This window comes from Psychrobacter sp. 1Y11, from assembly GCF_052259045.1.
Classification (GTDB): domain Bacteria; phylum Pseudomonadota; class Gammaproteobacteria; order Pseudomonadales; family Moraxellaceae; genus Psychrobacter.
In genome coordinates this window covers 153,718-173,991 of the sequence record NZ_JBQQER010000007.1, presented here as the reverse complement: position 1 = coordinate 173,991, position 20,274 = coordinate 153,718, and the positions used below count along the sequence as shown (strand labels likewise).

Here is a 20,274-nt window from a genome sequence, read left to right as displayed (position 1 = left end):
TGCTCGATGCATTTAGAGCTTTAGTTAGTAATCAACCTTGCCCCTTAGCGCCTTGATTTTGCCGCGCTGAGTCTTATTATCTACTCGCTTACGTTTGGCATTACGGCTTGGCTTCGTTGCTTTTCGAGTTTTACTCACATAAGTGCCTTGCTTGATAAAGGCCTGTAAACGCTCGATGGCATCTATTTTATTACGCTCTTGGGTTCGGTATTGCTGCGCTTTGAGCACAAACACCCCCTCTTTATTGATCCGGCTGTCTTTGCTCTCTAGCAAACGCGATTTTAGTATGTCGCTTAGGCTTGAGGCTTTTATATCAAAACGCAGATGAATAGCAGAGGCCACTTTATTGACGTTTTGCCCGCCAGCGCCTTGGGCGCGTATGGCACTAACTTCTATCTCATGCTCATGAAGGCTAATGCTTTTAGTAATAAAAATCATAGTGTTAAGTCATAATTCTAATTATAGTTCTTGCGTTATTTACACTTATCATGAACGCTCATTAGCTATCCATGATAAGCGTAATTGAGTAAAATACAATAGATAGCTGTGCTCATTGGTGTCTCAGTGCTATAAAGACGCTATAAAAGGATAGCATCTTACTGAGGATTTACTTTTGAGATGCAGATTGTATGGCTGCTGTCATGCTAATAAACAGTAGGCTAAAAGTCATTCAATCGCCTTTAATTCATATTTCACTGAAAACTATACTCTCAATAATCAAAAAACCGACATATAGTCGGTTTCTTGATAGTAGATATATTTAAATTGGCGCTTAATTGTTTTTGCGCGGTAGCTTCTCTGGTAAGTAGCAGCGTAGATACGCGATTGATGCCGTTCCGGCTTCTTGTACATAGTGCTCTGTGATACTAGCGTGACGGCGATAAGATAAGGTGAATATCGCGTTGATAATGCCATAAGTCACTAACAAAATCTCTTTCATACTTTCAAAATCAGGCATCTCATAACGCTCAGATAAGCGCTTGTGGACCAGTTCGATGACCTGATGATCCATATCCTCACCGAAACCGTCACCCTCAAAGTCAGGAGTGTTAGTATCATATATCAGTTTGGCTTTGGTTTGATCATCATGAAAGATATCAACGCAGCGCTTAATAAGTGCAGTCAAATAACCCTGCCATCTGTCATAATCTTCGGTCTCAACGGTCGCTAATATCTCTAAGATATCGATCGCATTTAAGAATCTTAATGCCAAAAATATCGCTTCAATATTAGGAAAAAAGTGATACGCAGAAGCGCGCGGTATACCCGCTTCTTCACATACTGCCGCTAAAGTAATATCATTGATAGGCATTGTTTCACTGAGCTTTTTAGCGCCCATCAATAGTTTTTGACGGCGAGCACGGCCTTGTTGGCTGGTAAACTTAAATTTATTCGGTACCAGTTTTTTGGCCAGCTCTGAGTCTACTAACACATCTTCAATCTTGTCGTCTTTTTGTCCACTCATCATAAACCTCTTAATATTAACCCTATTTCTATGGCTCACCTTTATCATCTTATCAGCACTAAATTAAGTGCTTTAATAGCCCTACAATAATAGACGTATGATAGCTATTAATATCGCTCGCGAATGCTAATATTGCATCGTTTGCACTTGAGCTTCAGGAGGCAAGAATAGGAGTTGGTCGAAACCACAATGTAATAGCTAATGAAATATCGCACTAGCCATGAATTTTTATTTTCGCTCGTATAATACCATGATCAGTGACTCTATCAGCATAGTCCCATTTTAGATGGTCGTTAAAATAATCTACTCGCTCGACATGACCAAGGGCAAATTTACTCTCGGGCAAAAACTCTTCTGAGACAAACAACTGATCAATCACCTCTGGCATACCTTGATAAATATGAGTATATGCCACGTCCTTCATCCAGCCATAACGTGCTTGCACGCGAGCTGCATCGAATAATGATACATCGCGCATACTTTTATCATAATTTACCTCCCCTGTCTCTGTCATCAACTGAGTAGTCACACTGCCAGTGACATCGTTCATGTCGCCAAGTAGTATCAAAGGTTCTCGAGTATGCTTTAGGCGCTCTATAATCGTCATTCTTATAGATGCTGCCTCTGCAGCCCGCATACACAGACTACGCAGTTTGGCGCGAACCCGAATGTTAGGATCATCCATATCTTCTAACAAATTACCCGCGTCATCACGTAAGAAAAAAGCACGTTTACTTTTTAGGTGAGCGGTGATAATCGTTATAGGCTGACCATAGGCATTGACTCTGACTAATAATGGCGGACGTTTAAACTGACGATAAAGACCAATATCTGGAATATCGATTGTCGCTTCATCAACGACTGTTTCTAGCAAACTCGTCTCTATCGGATCAAAGCGGCTAATAATACCAACGGCAGGCGTACCTGTAGCGCCTTCTCCATGCGTATAAGGGCTTGCTTGATCATTACTGGCTAAAGGAATAATAACATCCTTAGGCTCAAACCCTAATGACACCGCCAACGACTCAACTGCCTCGCTATCCCAAGCTTCCTGCACGGCGATGATATCAGCATGAGCGTTGGATAATAAATTGCTTAACCCTTTTAATTTATGCTCGTACGTCTTATTGGTATAAGCTGGCGCGTTATCGTAAAAGATACGATTGGGATTGGCAAGATTCAATAAGTTAGCAGTCGCAATATAAAAACTATTATTACTGGCAGTCTCTTGGCTCATAAACAACCTATTATTTTTATTATATGTTTAAAACAGAGTATAGATAAAAAGTCAAAGCATGCAAAGCCTTCTAGGTGAGCATACTAGAATAACGTGCTATATAACATATTATGTATAGTCACTCATATATCTACTATAGTCCTCACAAAGCTGACTTAAACATCAACTGTCTTAACATAGCACAAGTAGCCTATTTTAGTGTTGAACACGTGTTCATAAAGTATGTTTGCTTTATTACTGAATAATAGAACCAATTTAAAGGTTTTTATTACAACTAATACTCGTCAATATAGCTTAGGCATTTTGTATAATCATTTATGCCTTCGGTTGCGCCCTTATATGTGCGAATATAAAAGCCAAGCAACCAATTAATGAGGCTATAACGCAAAGTATTAACAGCTTGACGTATTTGTGCTCTGCACCGAACAGCGGGGTCATTATAACGATATAACCCGCGTTTTCTAACATATAAACGATACCCGCTAGTAAAGCTGAAGCGAAGCTAGCGAGCAATGCCCAAGGCTTAACCTCCCAATCGGACCAAATACTAAAAAATACTACCGGCGCTAAAAATAGCGAAGCAGTACCACTGATAGCGACGGCGTCAAATAAGTCCTTGCTCCCAGTAGCAATAAAACCTAAGCCTGCCAGCAAAAAGCCGATCATGACTAATCTGCCGTTTCTAACCGTAGGCTTGATGAGCTTCATATCGACAGCGACGAGCTTAGCGGCACTCGCATAAGTTGAGTCGAGCGTCGATATCGCTGAAACTATCAATGCAAAACAAAATAACAGCATCACCGCTGGCGAAAATAAAGTGTTCAGTGTTTGCGTGACCTCAGTAGCACCGCCGGCATTATTCAACTGAGCAAATACACCGAGTAGACCAAATAGCATAATGCAAATCATGGAGATAGGCGCGGCATAATAAAACGACTTTTTGGTGGTGTTGCGATCTGCTAGGAAACCGCGGTCCGTCATCACTGGATCATGGGCCGGATAACTCCAAACTTGAATAAAGGCAACGATCAATAATACCCAACCTTTATTATCGGCGGCGTTAGAAGAGCTGACAATATCGGCAAAAGAGAATAGCGGGTGCATAAACATAGCGATGGCTAGCACTGTGATTGCCACGATAGTCAGCGAGGCTTGCATGACATCGGTCTTTAGCGCCGTATGTAAACCGCCGATTGCAGAATAGATCAAAGTAGCAATGGCAATAAATACTATTAAGTAGGTCTCGTTAAAGCCCACAAACAAGGTCGTAATAAAACCAAACACTAATAAATTACTAAATATCTCGCTCACTAAGCGAAAGCTAATCACCGCATTAAAACAGTGTTCGCCGGCTTTACCGAACTTAGCACGCATAAAGGTTTGCATATTATTAAAACCATGCTTGAAGCGTAGGCTATCGACAATATGCGCGCCACTAACAAAGCTAAAATAATACATTCCATAAGCTAAAACGCCCGCAATACCATAGACAAAGCCTAAAATAGCGGCATTCATCAGTGAGCGGGCAAAGATCCAAGTGGTGACTTGAGATAGTACTAGTGTCCAAAGACCTGGCGCCTGTCCTTGTCGCGACTTACCTTGATAAAAGCTAGCAACATCGTGAGACAGCTCAGAGGCACTTAGTATAGGTTTATTTGCTGAAGGGTCATTGGTGATAGCCATTTGCTTTCTTTATAGAAGTTATGATAGATAATCTTAGAATAGCATAACTTTATAATCGCTTTACGCTAAAAATATGAGCACAAAAAAAGCTTCTAGAATGACTCTAGAAGCTTTTGATTTCTTAGTAACAAGTAGAATGCTTTTTATTGCATTATTTACTAACACGATGCCATGCATCACGTGATGCTAGGCGCGCTTCTTCCCATTCCATACGCGACTCACCTTTCACCTCTTCCCAAGAACGTTTAAGGTCATTTTCATGATCTTCAAAACGAGCATCAGCTGGGTATTTTGCGCGATTAGCGTAACCTACCGCATAAGCAGGATGCAGATCACGATCGAAGTCATGACCCTCTCTGTAATAGCTTGCATTCACATGCTCTGCACGCCAGTAAGCTTCTTCATGAGTCGGGTTAATCGCCTCAGCTGAAGCATGACCTGCACCGCCGCCTACGACTGCACCGATAGCGCCACCGATTAAAGTGCCTAGTGGACCTGCCATCGAACCAATAGCCGCACCTGCGGCTGCGCCACCGACGCCGCCGATACCAGTGCCTACCGGATGCGACCCTGGCTCACCGGTAATCATATCAGCATTTAGATCGTCTTTTGATTCTTTTGACATGTGTTTCACTTCACTACGATCGATATTGTCAGGATCGTTAGTGACAACTTTTCTATCGACCATTTCTTGATCCGCCATACGGCGTGCATTATCATCCATAATGCGCTGCTTATCAGCGACTTCCATATTATCACTAGTAATGACTCGATCGTTAGCATCAATGACATTGCCATTGACATCTACTCTAGGTTCATTATTAATGATATTGTCAGTTTTATTGTTATTCATTGCTTAATCCTTTAATAAATAGTTATAAATTTAAAATTATTCAATGAGGGCTGGCTGATAGCTCAACTCGACTCGTGTAAATGAAGTAGTTTAGTTAGCTATCAAATAATCAAACTCATCATTATCTAAGTATAAAATTATCTTAGTAGTGGTAGCTACAGCGGATATGTAAACTATGTCAATGCCAATATTAGCTTACGTTACAGCATGTATGTTTGTAGCAGATTTACACTGCTTAATAGCTTATTAAGTATCTATTAATTAAACCTTTATAAAGCTGCCGTCAAAACTCAAAGCTAAGTCAGCGCGCGAGTCACGGCATTCTGCCATTTGTCTAAATGAGTCTGACGCTCCGCTTCTGACATCATCGGCTCAAAGCTACGCTCTACTTTCCAAGAATCTATCATAATACTTTCATCATATAGTCCAGATTTCAGGCCAGCTAGTATCGCAGCTCCTTTGGCGGTAATCTCCGTATCTATCGGACGTAGTACTGGTACACCTAGCAAATCAGCCTGAAACTGCATTAACAAATCATTATTAGCTGCCCCGCCATCAACTCGTAATTCAGTCAAAGGATGAGGGCTGTCTTTTTGCATGGCAATCAACACATCATAGGTCTGATAAGCGATGGCTTCTAATGCCGCACGGGCGATATGGGCCTTAGTAGTGCCCCGACTCATACCCGTTATGCTAGCACTGACATCTGAGCGCCAATACGGTGCGCCAAGACCAGTGAATGCTGGCAATAGTACTACCTCTTCGCTGCTATCAACTTGCTGAGCTAAGCGCTCTATATCTTGGCTCTCATTAATCATACCAAGGTTATCTCGCAGCCACTGCACGATAGCGCCAGCCATAAATACACTGCCCTCTAACGCATAAGTGGTTTGTTTTTTTGGGATTTGTAATAGCCGCCTACCCGACTCTACCATTTGTCCGAAGGTGAGTTGCTCAGCGCGACTTTGTCCAGCTGTTTTTTGCCAAGCTATGGTGGTAAGCAGTTGCTGCTCGCTGAGTTTCGGCATCTGACCTATATTCATCAGCATAAAACAGCCCGTACCGTAAGTGTTTTTAGCCATGCCAGGCTCAAGGCAGCCTTGACCAAATAAAGCCGCTTGCTGATCCCCAAGCACGGCTTGAATAGCGATCTGTTTGGCAAATAGACCTCTTTTAGTTTTACCAAAGTCGCCATCGGAGGGTAAGACTTTCGGTAGTATCGACATAGGAATGTCAAAGCGCGCGCACAGCTCACTCGACCATGCCAGCTTATTGATATCGTATAGTAAAGTGCGAGAAGCATTAGTCACATCGATGACATGCGCGCCACCTGTCAGCTTATAAATGAGCCAGCTATCAATAGTGCCGATCGCCAGCTCCTCGGTTTTATTAGCATCGATGCGCGCTTTAATATCCGGGTTGTTTTCTAATAACCAAGCGATCTTACTGGCGCTAAAGTAAGGATCTAAGCGTAATCCTGTGATGCTACGTACCTCTTGTGCAACGCTACGCTGATGCGAGATGGTTTTTTTGGCTAGCGTCTCACAGTAGCTAGCGGTACGTCTATCTTGCCAAATGATCGCTGGGGCTAATGGTTTGCCTGTCGCTTTATCCCAAACCACAATGGACTCACGCTGATTGGTAATGGCAATACTGGTGATGTCTGTGGCTAACAATCCCGCTTGGTTAATGGCATCATGAGCACAGCTGATTTGCGTCTGCCATATTTGCTGAGCGTCCTGCTCGACAAAACCGGCTTTTGGTGTGATAAGTTTCGTCGGCTTTTGCACGATTTTGACAGTACTGGCCTGGTCATCGTATATAATAGCGCGGCTAGAAGTCGTGCCTTGATCCAAGGCTAAAATGTACCCTGCCATTCCCTACTCCTCAACGTTATAGTTGTTTTATATAATATCGACTATAGCATTATTTGCTATTGCACATTTTTATAGCCGTTGTAACTTTATAGCTGTTATAACTTTATAGATATTGCACAACGCTTAGTCTAAACCTAAAACTGGTGTGTCAACCCTAACAGGGCTATAATGCCCTAAAATCAGCACTATATCTTGATGAGTGGTTTACCTTTATTATGAAATTTGCGTTATTGTCTCTACCTTCTATGATAATCACCCTGATGCTCTCTAACGCTTCAGGTCAGGCTTTAGCAGATACTTATACTCCTACAGCCGCCTCTATTAATGCTAATACGCAAATTGTAGATAGGAGTGCTCCCGTAAATGAGATTAGCTACCCTCCATCAGAGCCGCTAGCAGCAACCTCTAGCCTAGACACCCTCATTGATCCCATTACTCATAAAAGTGTTGCCAATAGCTACCCGTTAGAAGTGTCCAGCTTTTTAAGCTTAGAGCAAGCACAAAGCACCTTATTCCAAGTGTCGCCAAAGCTCGCCGCTAATCAAGCCGCTATCGCCGCTAGTGAATATCAGACAGACGCACTTGCGACGGTAGATCGGCCTTTTGTGTTCGCTCAATTATCTGCAAATGCCTACAAAATCCAAGAAGATATCGATTTATCATCGCTAAGAAATAGAGTCATTGACGGTGTCAATAATGTGGGCAATGGTTTTGATAGCTCAGGTATGAATAATTTAGCGCCGCCTATTCCGCCTGTACCAGATTTGCCTAATTTTGGTGAGATTGTCGGTGAGCGTCTTCCCGACTCTTACGACTTTAAACGTTCAGGCTCCACCACAGGAGCAGGTCTTGGGGTGGCGTGGCCAGTGTATACCGCTGGACGTACCAAAGCACTAACCGGAGCCTCTAACGCTCGTACGCAAGAAGCTGTCGCTGATGGTATATTAGACAAAAACGAGCTTTATAACACGCTTATTGAGCGCTACTTCAAGGCGCAACTGGCTATTATTGCCGCTTATTTACGTGAAGATGCTTATGATACTTTACAACAGACGGATCACACCGCGCAGCGATTATTCGAAGAAGGCTTTATTTCGCGAGTAGATCGCTTGCAAGCACAATCTGCGCTTGCTGATGCAAAGAGCGAATCTATCAAAGCCAATAACGATGCCCGTCTAGCCATGATTGCACTGCAGCGACTGCTGCGTACCGATTACCGTATCAAACCGACTACCCCGCTATTCGTCTCGAGCAAGCCTTTGAGCGATGTCAGCTACTATCAGAACTTAGCACTTACGAACCATCCGGGGTTGCAAAAAGTCGCGGCAAAGCGCGCGCAAGCGCAGCAGCTGCGAGCTTTGTCAGATACTGGTTATAAGCCAACCGTACTACTGTATGGGTTTAGTCAAGTTGAAAAAGATCCGAGCTGGATTGCGGGCGTATCTGCCAGTTGGAAGCTGTGGGGCGGGCTTGATAAAACGGCATCGTTAGCTGCTAGCGATGCGCGCATACGTCAAGCCGACTTGTCTGAGATTGAAGTCAGTGACAATCTGTTATTATTAGTGGAAAAAAACTGGAATGACGTCAATAATGCTCAGGCTCGGTATCAAGCACTGCAGAGTAACGTCGATCTGGCACAAGAGGTATTACGTCTACGCCGTTTAGGACTGCAAGAAGGCGTAAACACGACTATCGATGTAGTACAAGCGCAGACTCAAGCGCTCAAAGCACGCACTGAACAAGCGCAAGCTGCCAATGATTATGTACAAGCATTGGCCAGTTTGATGCAAAGTTGTGGCACGCCGCTTGCTTTTAATGCTTATCTTAACGCTGCTGATATAAGGCTCCCTACTTTATATACTGAATAACGACTAGGGCTTTGGCATCATGACAGCTGTTGATGAGCCTTTATAATGATGATGAAAAAACTAACAATAACAACGTTATTTCTAACTAAACTGTATTAACTATCTTGTGATTATTGCTTTATGAAAAAGAATAAATTAGTAAGTGGACTGCACTCTATCTTAGAGACATGGCGTATCGCAAACACCTCTAACGTTTGGGCGCACTGCGCTAGTGTAGGGTTTTTTGGTTTTTTATCTATCTTTCCAGTAATGGCGGTATTCGTGCTGATTTACGGACTTGCTTTTTCACCTGCTGAGATGCAAGAACAGATCTTACTGTTACGTCAGTTTATACCACCAACCGTCTATGACGTTCTTGACTCTCGTTTGACTCAGCTGGTCTCTAATACCGCGTCAGCGCTGACTTTTAGTTTACTGCTTTCCTCATTGTTAGCGCTTTACGCAGGCTCCAAAGGGATCAAATCATTGATTATTCTTATTAATACCGCTTTTGGTATTACTCAAGAACGCAGCTTTATTCAAGGCACCATCCGCGCGCTTAGTTTAACTTTAGCAGCATTAGTGGTCTTGATCATAGCCATCTCCTCTATCGCGCTTATTCCACTGATCGCTAACTACTTTCCTTTTCCGCAAATCGCTAAGACTATAGCGCTTTGGAGCAGGTGGCCAATATTAGCAGGCATTATATTTATTAGCTTTTTGGGTCTCTATCGTCTCGCCCCAAATCGTGATGCCATAGCGCTAAAAAAACTAATGCCAGGGGCCGCCCTCGCTACTGTGCTGTGGATTTTGTTGTCGGTGTTATTTTCGATTTATGTGCAAAACTTCAATAACTATAGCGCTGAATTTGGCGCGCTATCAGCTGCGGTGGTCATTATGCTGTGGCTTTACTATTCAGCCTTTATCGTCGCCTTCGGCGCAATTTATAACTCCGAGAGCATAGAAGATTCTAAACCTTATGCGGTTCATGTTTATTGATAAGCTATTATTTGAACAAGCTATTAAAACCTCTCTAGTGCAATGGCGTGAACTGTTAATCTATATCAGTGAGCGCTGATTTAAAACAGGTCTTGCTAGCCTTGATGTGGTTAACTTATATATCTATTTTTATTCTCAGTGCCTTTTATTCTCAACTTACTTGCTTTAGGAACGTCATATCATGGCTAACTCTCATAACGACGCTGATGATGTCAATAAATTAGACCCGGTTCATGATAGGAAGCCCTCTAATGATACTGAGGAGCTAGAGCAATTGACGACGCCCTATCAGCATAAAAAACCAGCAGACAACGCCGCAAAAATAAAAAAAGCTCTCTTCGCAATAGTGCTGCTGATAGTAATGGCAGTGATCGCTTATGGGCTATATAAAAGTAGTCAATCAAATGCGCCTAAGAGCATCACTTTGCAAGGTCAGATGCAAATGAAGCAGACCTCTATCGCGGCCAAAGTACCTGGACGTATCGCACAGATATTAGTCACCGAAGGCGATAAGGTAGAAGCCGGACAACAGCTCATTGAGATGGAATCACCAGAGATCAATGCCAAAGTCAATCAAGCACGAGCGGGTCTTGATGCGGCGCAAAGCCAATTGGATAAAGCTGAAAATGGCGCACGCCCGCAAGAGATTGCGCAGGCAAAAGCCGCGTGGCAAGCGAATAAAGCAGCCTCAGACTTGGCGGCTAATACCTACGAGCGGGTCAATCGTCTCTATCAAGAAGGTCTTATGGCACGGCAAAAGCGCGATGAAGCCTACGCTCAATATCTTGCGACTCAAGACCAGACCGAAGCGGCGCGTTTGCAATACGAGCTAGCGATGGAAGGCGCGCGTAGTGAGGATAAGTCGGCCGCTAATGCGCAAGTGGCGCAAGTCGAAGCCAAACTAGAGGAGGCATTGGTTGCAAAAGAAGAAGCCAATCTAAAAAGCCCTATCGCTGGGGTGGTGGATAATATAATCGTCAGCGCCGGCGAGGTTATCGGCCAAGGCGTGCCAATACTAACCTTAGTCAATACCGATGATCAGTGGGTTGTGCTTAACGTGACCGAAGATTATCTGAATCAATTTGCTATCGGTCAACAGTTTACCGGCACCATTCCGGCTCTATCTGCATCTGAGCGTCCCTATACTAAGACCTTCACTGTCTATGCTTCCTCTAGCTTATCAGACTTTGCTACTTGGCGACCGACTAACAATGATGATGGCTTCGATGTGCGTACCTTCGAGATAAAAGCGCGCCCGAGCAGCCCTGATACCCGCATTCGCTCTGGTATGAGCGTATTAGTAGACATCAATCCTCAAAACGTGAACTTGCCGTCTTCTAGTCAAACGGCTTCATCAAACCAAGAGTAACTAATCATGCGTCTGATACAAGCTTTTGTACGCAGTGCTAGTTACGAGCGGCGGTTTTTTGCCAAAAACCCTTGGGATTTAGCGATGATTTTGTGGATTCCGCTAGCGACTATCCTCTTAGTTTGGTGGATTTTTTCACAGACGCAAATCACTGACTTACCGATTGGCGTTATCGATGAAGACAATGGTCCGGTCGCTAACACCTTGGTTCGTTATTTGGACGCACATCCTAATCTCAAGGTTGCGAGGCTTTATGGCTCGACAGCCGACGCTGAAGCCGCTATTTTGCAACGCGATATCTACGGCGTAGTGGTTATCCCAGATAGTTTTTCGACCAATATCTTAGCTAGCAAACCTGCGCCAGTGCTGCTACAAGTCAACGCGCAATATGGCACTCACTCTGGCATTATTCAGACTAGCGTACAAGCCGTCACCGGTACGCTATCAGCTGGGGTGGAGATTCAGCGTCTGGTTAAGCAAGGGATGTCGCCCTCGCAGGCAGCCATCAATTACTCGCCTATCAGTATCCAACGTACGAGCCTGTTTAACACCGTGACTAACTATCAGCAGTTTTTGGGCTCGACAGTGATTCCGGCGTTATTGCATATCTTAGCGATGGTGGTTGGTGCTACGACTATCGGTCGCGAGCTACGCGATAAGCAGCTCGGGCGTTGGTATCGCTTTATCGATACAGGTCATCCACGCTTAAGCATAGCCAACAACGAGCAAGCCGCACCGCCTTCTGCTGATAAGCCCACGCTGACAAAAGATGAGCAGTTATTATCCGCTGAGAATCCAAAGATCCAGACTAGTCTATCCGTATTATTTTTTGGCTTACTTGGTAAATACTTTTGGCCATTACTGGCTTATAGCTTATGGGCAGCACTGGCTATATGGTTAGCCACTTTACAACAGGTGGTCAGCTTTGATTCTATTATCATCACTTACTTAGGGTTTTTGTTGCTGATGATCTTATCTTTTTGGCTTGGGGCTTTTTTTACTTTGACCTCGTTTTCTTTGCGCATGGGCTTGTCAGCGACAGGCTTTATCTCAGTGCCCTCTTATGCTTTTGCTGGGGTGACTTATCCTTATATCGCTATTACCGACAGCGCCAAACATTGGGCGGATGCTCTACCTTTGACACACTATCTGCAACTGCAGATTGCCCAAATACAAATGCATGCTCCGGTGACGATATCATTACCTATTCTCTACGGTTTACTGTTAGCGGTGCTAATCTCGATGATACTGTCAGCGCTATTTGCGAAGCGTGCCCTAGCCCATCCTGAACGTTGGGGAGCACGCTGATGGCAAAACTACCCGTAGAGCAAAGCAAAAAAGCGACTATAGACTCAGAGCCTTTAGACAAAAATGCTGTGCCAACAGCTGATAATGCGACCTCTAAGACTTTTTGGGCAAACTTTAAGCAGACCCTTGTCGATGTGTTTAGCGATAAAGGTGTGCTGCTTATGTTAATTATTGCGCCAATTATTTATGGTTTCTTTTATCCTTGGCCTTACTCTTCAGAAGTCGTGAATAATGTGCCTGTCGGCATTGTTGATTATGATCGTAGCGATCTATCTCGGACTATCGTCCGCTATGCTAGTGCTAGCCCGCAATTAGACACGGTAAACTTCGTGGATGAGCAGCAAGCCAAAGAAGCCATCTGGAGCAATGAGATAGCAGGCTTTATGATTATTCCAGTCGGACTTGAACAGCAAGTCATGGCTGGCAAAGCCGCTAGCGTTAGCGTACTGGGTAACGGTGGTTATTTTCTATTAAATAAAAACGTGCAAACCGGGTTTTTGCAGGCGGTCAGCACCGTCTCAGCAGGAGTAGAAGTCAAAAAAAGCGTGGCGCAAGGAGCTTATATGCCGACTGCCGCGCAAAACACCCAGGCGGTGCCCTTACAAATCGCGCCTTTATACAATCAAACCGAAGGCTATGGTGCTTACGTGGTGCCGGCGGTATCTATTATTATTTTGCAGCAAACCTTGCTGATAGCGGCAGCGATGCTCGTAGGGTCTTGGTATGAGAACCGTCGTCATGCTACCAGTATTCGTGGTTGGCTAGGACGTATTGCGGCGCTCGGTACGCTGAGCTTTTTAGTGGGTTGTTTCTATTACGGCTGGGCGTTTGAGCTGCATAACTATCCTCGCGGTAAAAACATGCTCGGTAGCCTGCTATTTCTGCTGATATATTGCCCAACGGTAGCCACTCTTGGCTGCGTGTTTGGCTTATGGCTGCGTCAACGCGAGCGCAGTATGCAGATTCTAATTTTTAGCTCATTGCCAGTATTTTTTATGAGTGGCTATCCGTGGCCGGCCAATCAGCTGCCAGAGGTTTTACAAGTCGTGCGCTGGCTAGTACCGACCACCCCGGCTATTAATACTTCGGTACAGCTCAATCAAATGGGTGCTAGCATCGCGCAGGTGGCGACTGGCTTTTATGCTCTAGCTGGCTTGTGGTTATTTTACTTTATACTGTTATTATTTCTGCGGCGGCGATTGGCGCAGAAAGATAGCACTGTTTATAGAGGACAGTGAGGTTTATAAAGGACAGCGAGATTGAATATCAATTTTTAGCTTAATGTCCTTGAATTAGTGACCATACTATTTTACTAAGCGTAGATACCATCTTAAAAACTCTCACTCAAACTATCAAAAAAAAGCGCCTGCAAAATATACAGACACTTTTTAATAATAAAATCTAGCTTAATTAAAAATCTAAAACACGCGATTAAGACCATTAAGTGCAGCTACTCGATAAGCTTCCGCCATCGTTGGATAGTTAAAGGTGGTATTGACGAAATACTCAAGCGTGGCATTGCATTTCATCACCGCCTGTCCAATATGGATAATCTCTGAGGCATGGTTACCGTAGCAATGAATACCTAATATCTCTAAAGTCTCACGGTGGAACAGTATCTTGAGAACGCCGGTGCGCTCCCCAATGATCTGCGCGCGTGCGAGATGTTTAAAGAAAGCCTGACCGACTTCATAAGGCACTTGCTCATCAGTCAGTTCCTGCTCTGTCTTACCGATACTCGATATCTCAGGAATCGTATAAATCCCTGTTGGTACGCTAGAGACGGGTTCGGCATCGCTATCACCAACCATAAAGGCTGCCGCACAGCGTCCTTGGTCATAAGCAGCTGAGGCTAGTGAAGGCCAACCTATCACGTCACCTGCAGCATAAATATTATCGATTTCGGTACGATAATGATCATCAACTTTTAGCTGACCACGGCTATTAGCTTCTAGACCGATCCCTTCTACATTGAGGCCTTCGGTATTTCCTGAACGTCCGTTCGACCAAAGAATGGCATCTGACTTGATCTTTTTACCACTTTTTAGATAAAGAATGACATGATCGTCATGCGTCTCTAAATGATCGATCTCTTCATTATTACGAATGAGTACGCCAAATTGTCTAAAGTCATGCGCTAGAGCATCACTAATCTCACTATCCAGATAGTTCAGTAGCTTGCCTTGGTTATTAATTAAGTCCACTTTGTAGCCAAGGCCGGTAAAGATGGAGGCATATTCGCAGCCAATAACCCCCGCACCATAAATTATAATTTTTCTGACCACATAATCCATCTGTAGGATCTTATCAGAATCAAAAACGCGCGGATGATTGAAGTCTAAGATCTCTGGACGATAAGGACGGCTGCCTACCGTGATGATGGCTTTATTGAAGGTGACGGTTTCAAAGATATTCTCATCGGTTTCAACGCGTAAGGTATGCTTATCAACGAAACTTGCCCACCCTTGAATGACATCTATCTGATTACGCTCATAAAAGCGCTTGTGCGTACTAACTTGGTCGCGTATCACTCGGCGCGCATTAGCCAATACTTTATTGAGTGGTACTCGCTGATACTCTAAAGCTTTGGTGAACATAGGATCGCGGCGAAAGTTAATGAGGTTAAAAACCGATTGACGTAGCGCCTTACTAGGAATAGTGCCGACGTGCGTCGAGTTGCCACCGACTTGTTCACGAGGGTCAATGACTGCGACCTTTTTGCCAGACTTTGTTAGCTTCATTGCGGCCGCCTCACCAGCAGGGCCTGCTCCCAAAACCACAGCATCATATTCAAATTCATGCTGATCGCTTTTAATGCGCTGTGAGTCTTTAGTAAATTCTGATTTGATATCGATACGAGTATCATCTAGCGGATTGACCAAGTCTGGATGATGCATGATGTCATCGGTCACTTGTTCATGCGTTTGCTCGATTTTTTCTTTTTTACTGGCGTCTTTGGTTTGCTCAGGCTTCGTGGTTGGCGCGCTGCCGCTATCTTTATTCGAGACCTCGGTGCTAGTATCTTCACCCGTCTCATTAGTCGTATCGGATTTAGGTTTGTTGCCCATAATATCCTCTTTATTTATTCAGTTATTAATTTATTTAATTTTGAAGCTTTCAATGATTGCAGTCATAGCTAAGACAAGCTCATATCTAAAAACTAAGATAGTATTTTCAAATTTATAAGCTAAAGATGCTAAGCGTTAAGGGGTCCCTACCATACGCTGTGTCAAAATGCTTTGCAATGTCCAATGCCCGGTGAGCTGCTGTTTGCCTTCATCGATCTGTGGACGCGCATTTATCGTATATTCAGTTCCAAGAGCCGGCTTGAAATCATCGATCCAATCATAAGGAATCTGAAATACTGAGCCATCTTTGCTCGACTTAGCAAGCAAGCACTGCATAGGCAATGCTGAAGCGCAGGCTACCCTATTTGGCATAATAGTCAAGGTTTGCGCCTCCCCTAATACAATAGAAGGAATATAACGGGGCTCAGGTACGGGTTCACGAGCGAATGGCGAGGTTTGGCACGCACTTAATAAAGTAGCAGTGCTTAACAGGGTCGCTACTAGTAACGCTGATTTTGGTGATTTTGATGATGCGTTTTGGTTTAGACTCATAGTTTTCTCTACTTTTAATAATAGGACTAATAATCAGCTAAGCAAATAGCTATTAGGGCTTATTAACCAATGCGGCGCTTTAGGCCGGTCATTTGCAGGATTCGGGTGGCAATCTCTTCTACCGACATCTCAGAGACGTCCAAGTTTGGGATACCTTGAGAGATATAAATGCCTTGTATCGCGCGCTGCTCTTGCTGCACTTGCTGATAGCTAGAATAACGGCTACCGGCGCGGCGCTCTTGGCGAATTTTTACTAACCTATCGGTATTAATGACTAGCCCAAACAGCTTATCTTTATGCTCACGCAAGGATTTTGGTAATTGGTTGTCATACAAGTCGTCTTCAGTCAGCGGATAATTGGCCGCCCGGATGCCGAATTGTAAGGCTAAGTATAAAGAGGTTGGCGTCTTCCCTGAGCGAGAAACTCCAATAAGAATGATATCCGCCATACTATAATGGCGGGTACGCGCGCCATCATCATTATCTAAGGCAAAGTGCACCGCATCGATACGCTCTTTATAAGTCTCAGAGTCGACATTATCGTGAGCATGCCCTGAGTGACCATCCGGCTCAATACCGGTCTCTTCAGCGATACGGCCAATCAGCCCCTCATACATATCTAAATTACAGCTTTTGGCGGAGTTGACTGTTTCGCGAATCTCAGGGCTGACTATCGTATCGAATACTAGCGGCAATAAGCCATCACGCTGATAGGCCATGTTGATGCGCGCCACCGCATCCTCAGCGCGCTCTATACTATCGACGTAAGGTAGAACGTGAGTTTCAAAAGGCACAGAAGCAAATTGACTCAAAATCGAGCGACCCAAAGTTTCAGCGGTAATGGCGGTACCATCAGAGATAAAAAAAGCACTTCTTATCGTTTGTGAGTTATCCAAGCTCATTGCATGCCGGTTCTGTATAGTCGGTTTATCTGGTTCAGACGGATTATTGAAATACATAACTAACAACCTCAGTGCTCTATGGAGTGTTCATTAATGAGAAGCCGCTTATTTTTAGCCGCTCTATTTTTATGATGGTTACTTATGGCTCGGTCAGCCTAAAGGAATTCTTTGATATTAATGCCTCACATTATACTCATAATAGCGCCTGAATAGGAATCGATGTAGAGGCAAAAGTGTACGAGTGTATCTATAAAAAAGACTCTCAACTACTCTACTCGCTATTAGCAATTTACTTTGCTGCTTTTATAGCGACTTCCTATTAAGTTTTAGCAATATTCTCACTACATCTAGGTTACTGATAAGAGTGGTCGTTGCTATTACAGTATCGGCTGAGCTATAAAGACACAAAAAAACTCTAAATTTTGTATCTTTTTCCAAATTTTTTCCGTTATCCTCTCGAAATTCGCAAAATATAGGGGTATAATCCACCCTTATAATCCTTACTAAATAACCTTATTTTTTGGAGTTATCATGGCAGCGCAATCTACAGCACTTGTAATCAATCTTGATCAGTTAGGAAAAGACGATATTGAGATGGTCGGTGGTAAGAACGCATCTCTTGGCGAGATGATTAGCCACTTATCAGATTTGGGTGTTAGCGTTCCTGGCGGCTTTGCCACAACCTCGAATGCTTTTAACCGTTTTTTGAACGAAACGGGTCTGCTTGACAAAATCAATAGCGAGCTGAAAACCTTAGACGTTAATGACGTCAATAAACTTGCCGCTACCGGTAAAAAAATCCGTAATTGGATTATCGAGCAGAAGCTGCCAGCAGATCTCGAAGCTGAAGTGCGTCAATCTTTTGAAGCGATGAGCGGCGGCGAAGACATCGCGGTTGCGGTGCGTTCTTCTGCGACTGCGGAAGATTTGCCAGATGCTTCATTTGCCGGCCAACAAGAAACTTATCTAAACATTCGCGGTATCGATAACGTATTGATCGCTATCAAAGAAGTGTTTGCCTCTTTATACAATGATCGCGCGATCTCTTATCGTGTGCATAAAGGCTTTGAACACGAAGGCGTGGCACTATCTGCTGCCGTTCAGCGTATGGTACGTTCAGAGACGGGCGCGGCGGGCGTTATGTTCACTCTAGATACCGAAAGCGGTTTTGATCAAGTAGTGTTCATCACTTCAAGCTATGGCCTCGGCGAGATGGTCGTGCAAGGCGCAGTTAACCCAGACGAATTCTACTTATCTAAGCGACTACTTGCCGATGGCAAACCCTCAGTAATCCGCCGTAACTTAGGTAGCAAGCATAAAAAGATGATCTATGGTGATGAAGGCAGCACTGCTAAATCAGTCAAAGTCGTCGATGTCGAAAAAGAGGAGCGTATGCAGTTCTCTTTATCTACTGAAGAGCTAACCTCTCTTGCCAAACAAGCGATGACTATTGAGAAGCATTATGGTCAAGCGATGGATATCGAATGGGCAAAAGACGGCGATAGTGGGCAGATCTTTATTGTGCAAGCGCGTCCTGAAACCGTTAAGAGCCGTCAAGACAGCAACGTCATGGAGCGTTATGTCATCAATACTGGCGATGCTAAAGTACTGTGCGAAGGTCGCTCAATCGGTCAACGTATTGGCGCTGGTAAAGTGCGTATCGTCAGTAACCTTAACGAGATGGACAAGGTTGAAGAAGGCGACATCTTAGTCTCTGATATGACGGACCCGGATTGGGAACCGGTCATGAAGCGCGCTTCTGCTATCATCACTAACCGTGGTGGCCGTACCTGTCACGCTGCTATCATTGCGCGTGAGCTTGGCGTACCCGCCATAGTTGGTTGTGGTAACGCCACTGAGCTATTGGTTGATGGTCAAGACGTCACCGCCTCTTGTGCCGAAGGCGACACGGGCTTTATCTACGAAGGTCAGCTTGATTTTGATATCCAAACCAACTCTATTGAGTCTATGCCAGATCTAGCGTTCAAGATCATGATGAATGTCGGTAACCCTGATCGCGCCTTCTCCTTTACCCAAATGCCTAACAAAGGTATCGGTCTTGCGCGTTTAGAGTTCATCATTAACCGTATGATTGGCGTACATCCAAAAGCCCTACTCAACATGAACAGCTTACCTCGTGAGATCTCGCAAGCGATCAATGAGCGTATTTCAGGCTATGCCTCACCTGTTGATTTTTATGTCGATAAGTTGGTTGAAGGTATCTCAACTTTAGCCGTTGCTTTTATGGATCAGCCGGTTATCGTACGTATGTCAGATTTTAAATCGAACGAATACGCAAACCTGTTAGGCGGTAAGCTATACGAGCCATCAGAAGAGAACCCAATGCTTGGTTTCCGCGGCGCTAGTCGTTATGTGTCGGATAACTTCCGTGACTGCTTCGAGCTTGAATGTAAAGCACTAAAACGCGTCCGTGATGAGATGGGTCTGACCAACGTTGAGATTATGATTCCTTTCGTGCGTACAGTAGATGAAGCAGCACAAGTCATTGAGCTACTAGAGAAAAATGGCCTGAAACGCGGCGAAAACGGTCTGCGCGTCATTATGATGTGTGAGCTACCAACCAACGCCTTACTCGCTGACGAGTTCTTAGAGCATTTTGATGGTTTCTCTATCGGCTCTAACGATTTGACTCAGTTGACGCTAGGTCTCGATCGCGACTCAGGTATCGTCTCGCATCTGTTTGATGAGCGCGACCCTGCAGTCAAAAAACTATTATCTATGGCGATCGAAGCTTGTAACAAAGCCGGTAAGTACATTGGTATCTGTGGTCAAGGCCCATCAGATCATCCTGATCTAGCCTTCTGGCTGATGGAGCAAGGTATCAACTCAGTCTCATTGAACCCAGACTCTGTCCTTGATACTTGGTTCTTCTTAGCTGGTGAAGAAGCGCAATAGTAGCCTATAATGCGCTCTCTTTAAGTAGCTATTAACCTTCGAAGACAGTGACTAGTAGAGATAATCACTCGTAAAAAAAGTTATTAGGGTTTGTTTGCTGATCGTCATTAATTTTGATGAAATAGCGAGCAAACCCTAAATTGTATTTACTATTTATCTAAAATCCTATCCAAGACATTGTTTAAAGCGTCTGTACAA

Annotated in this window: 15 protein-coding genes; 6 read left to right on the top strand and 9 right to left on the bottom strand. The window is 44.2% G+C overall.

The features are described 5' to 3' along the window. Positions 1–24: 24 nt before the first annotated feature. The 6 genes from arfB to glpK form a co-directional block, all read right to left on the bottom strand. Positions 25–438, bottom strand: coding sequence for an alternative ribosome rescue aminoacyl-tRNA hydrolase ArfB (arfB, locus tag ACTXGJ_RS08265; RefSeq protein ID WP_439242828.1), 414 nt, complete (start codon positions 436–438; stop codon positions 25–27). A gap of 334 nt (positions 439–772) precedes the next feature. After that, positions 773–1,465: a TetR/AcrR family transcriptional regulator gene (locus ACTXGJ_RS08260; protein ID WP_439243165.1), complete on the bottom strand. Its 693-nt coding sequence runs from the start codon at positions 1,463–1,465 to the stop codon at positions 773–775. A 214-nt stretch (positions 1,466–1,679) separates the two neighbouring features. Beyond that, positions 1,680–2,702: an endonuclease/exonuclease/phosphatase family protein gene (locus ACTXGJ_RS08255; RefSeq protein ID WP_439242830.1), complete on the bottom strand. Its 1,023-nt coding sequence runs from the start codon at positions 2,700–2,702 to the stop codon at positions 1,680–1,682. A gap of 315 nt (positions 2,703–3,017) precedes the next feature. Then, complete coding sequence (locus ACTXGJ_RS08250) at positions 3,018–4,385, bottom strand: sodium:solute symporter family transporter (protein ID WP_439242832.1); 1,368 nt, start codon at positions 4,383–4,385, stop codon at positions 3,018–3,020. Between the two features lie 151 nt (positions 4,386–4,536). Continuing rightward, positions 4,537–5,073 carry a hypothetical protein gene (locus tag ACTXGJ_RS08245; protein ID WP_439243167.1) on the bottom strand — a complete coding sequence of 179 codons (537 nt, stop codon included), beginning with the start codon at positions 5,071–5,073 and terminating at the stop codon, positions 4,537–4,539. 461 nt (positions 5,074–5,534) lie between these two features. Further along, positions 5,535–7,115, bottom strand: a complete 1,581-nt coding sequence (gene glpK, locus ACTXGJ_RS08240; protein ID WP_439242834.1) for a glycerol kinase GlpK — start codon at positions 7,113–7,115, stop codon at positions 5,535–5,537. Positions 7,116–7,330: 215 nt separating this feature from the next. On the opposite strand from glpK, the gene ACTXGJ_RS08235 reads away from it, so the two are divergent. From ACTXGJ_RS08235 to ACTXGJ_RS08215, 5 genes are all read left to right on the top strand, one after another. Beyond that, positions 7,331–8,983 carry a TolC family protein gene (locus ACTXGJ_RS08235; protein ID WP_439242836.1) on the top strand — a complete coding sequence of 551 codons (1,653 nt, stop codon included), beginning with the start codon at positions 7,331–7,333 and terminating at the stop codon, positions 8,981–8,983. 120 nt (positions 8,984–9,103) lie between these two features. Beyond that, a complete protein-coding gene (locus tag ACTXGJ_RS08230) occupies positions 9,104–9,961 on the top strand; it encodes a YihY/virulence factor BrkB family protein (RefSeq protein WP_439242838.1) in 858 nt (285 codons plus the stop codon). Between the two features lie 181 nt (positions 9,962–10,142). Further along, positions 10,143–11,330 carry an HlyD family secretion protein gene (locus ACTXGJ_RS08225; RefSeq protein ID WP_443565631.1) on the top strand — a complete coding sequence of 396 codons (1,188 nt, stop codon included), beginning with the start codon at positions 10,143–10,145 and terminating at the stop codon, positions 11,328–11,330. A gap of 6 nt (positions 11,331–11,336) precedes the next feature. Continuing rightward, complete coding sequence (locus ACTXGJ_RS08220; protein WP_439242842.1) at positions 11,337–12,638, top strand: ABC transporter permease; 1,302 nt, start codon at positions 11,337–11,339, stop codon at positions 12,636–12,638. Then, on the top strand, positions 12,638–13,876 hold the full coding sequence (locus ACTXGJ_RS08215) for an ABC transporter permease (RefSeq protein ID WP_439242844.1): 1,239 nt from the start codon (positions 12,638–12,640) through the stop codon (positions 13,874–13,876). The genes ACTXGJ_RS08220 and ACTXGJ_RS08215 overlap by 1 nt, the downstream gene beginning before the upstream one ends. Before the next feature lie 180 nt (positions 13,877–14,056). On the opposite strand, the gene sthA is transcribed toward ACTXGJ_RS08215, so the two are convergent. The 3 genes from sthA to ACTXGJ_RS08200 all read right to left on the bottom strand — a co-directional run bounded on the left by sthA (position 14,057) and on the right by ACTXGJ_RS08200 (position 17,160). Then, on the bottom strand, positions 14,057–15,706 hold the full coding sequence (gene sthA, locus ACTXGJ_RS08210; protein ID WP_439242846.1) for a Si-specific NAD(P)(+) transhydrogenase: 1,650 nt from the start codon (positions 15,704–15,706) through the stop codon (positions 14,057–14,059). A 135-nt stretch (positions 15,707–15,841) separates the two neighbouring features. Continuing rightward, a complete protein-coding gene (locus ACTXGJ_RS08205) occupies positions 15,842–16,258 on the bottom strand; it encodes a hypothetical protein (RefSeq protein WP_439242848.1) in 417 nt (138 codons plus the stop codon). 62 nt (positions 16,259–16,320) lie between these two features. Continuing rightward, positions 16,321–17,160, bottom strand: a complete 840-nt coding sequence (locus ACTXGJ_RS08200) for a pyruvate, water dikinase regulatory protein (RefSeq protein WP_439243169.1) — start codon at positions 17,158–17,160, stop codon at positions 16,321–16,323. Between the two features lie 531 nt (positions 17,161–17,691). On the opposite strand from ACTXGJ_RS08200, the gene ppsA reads away from it, so the two are divergent. After that, a complete protein-coding gene (gene ppsA, locus ACTXGJ_RS08195) occupies positions 17,692–20,076 on the top strand; it encodes a phosphoenolpyruvate synthase (protein ID WP_439242850.1) in 2,385 nt (794 codons plus the stop codon). Positions 20,077–20,274 lie beyond the last annotated feature (198 nt).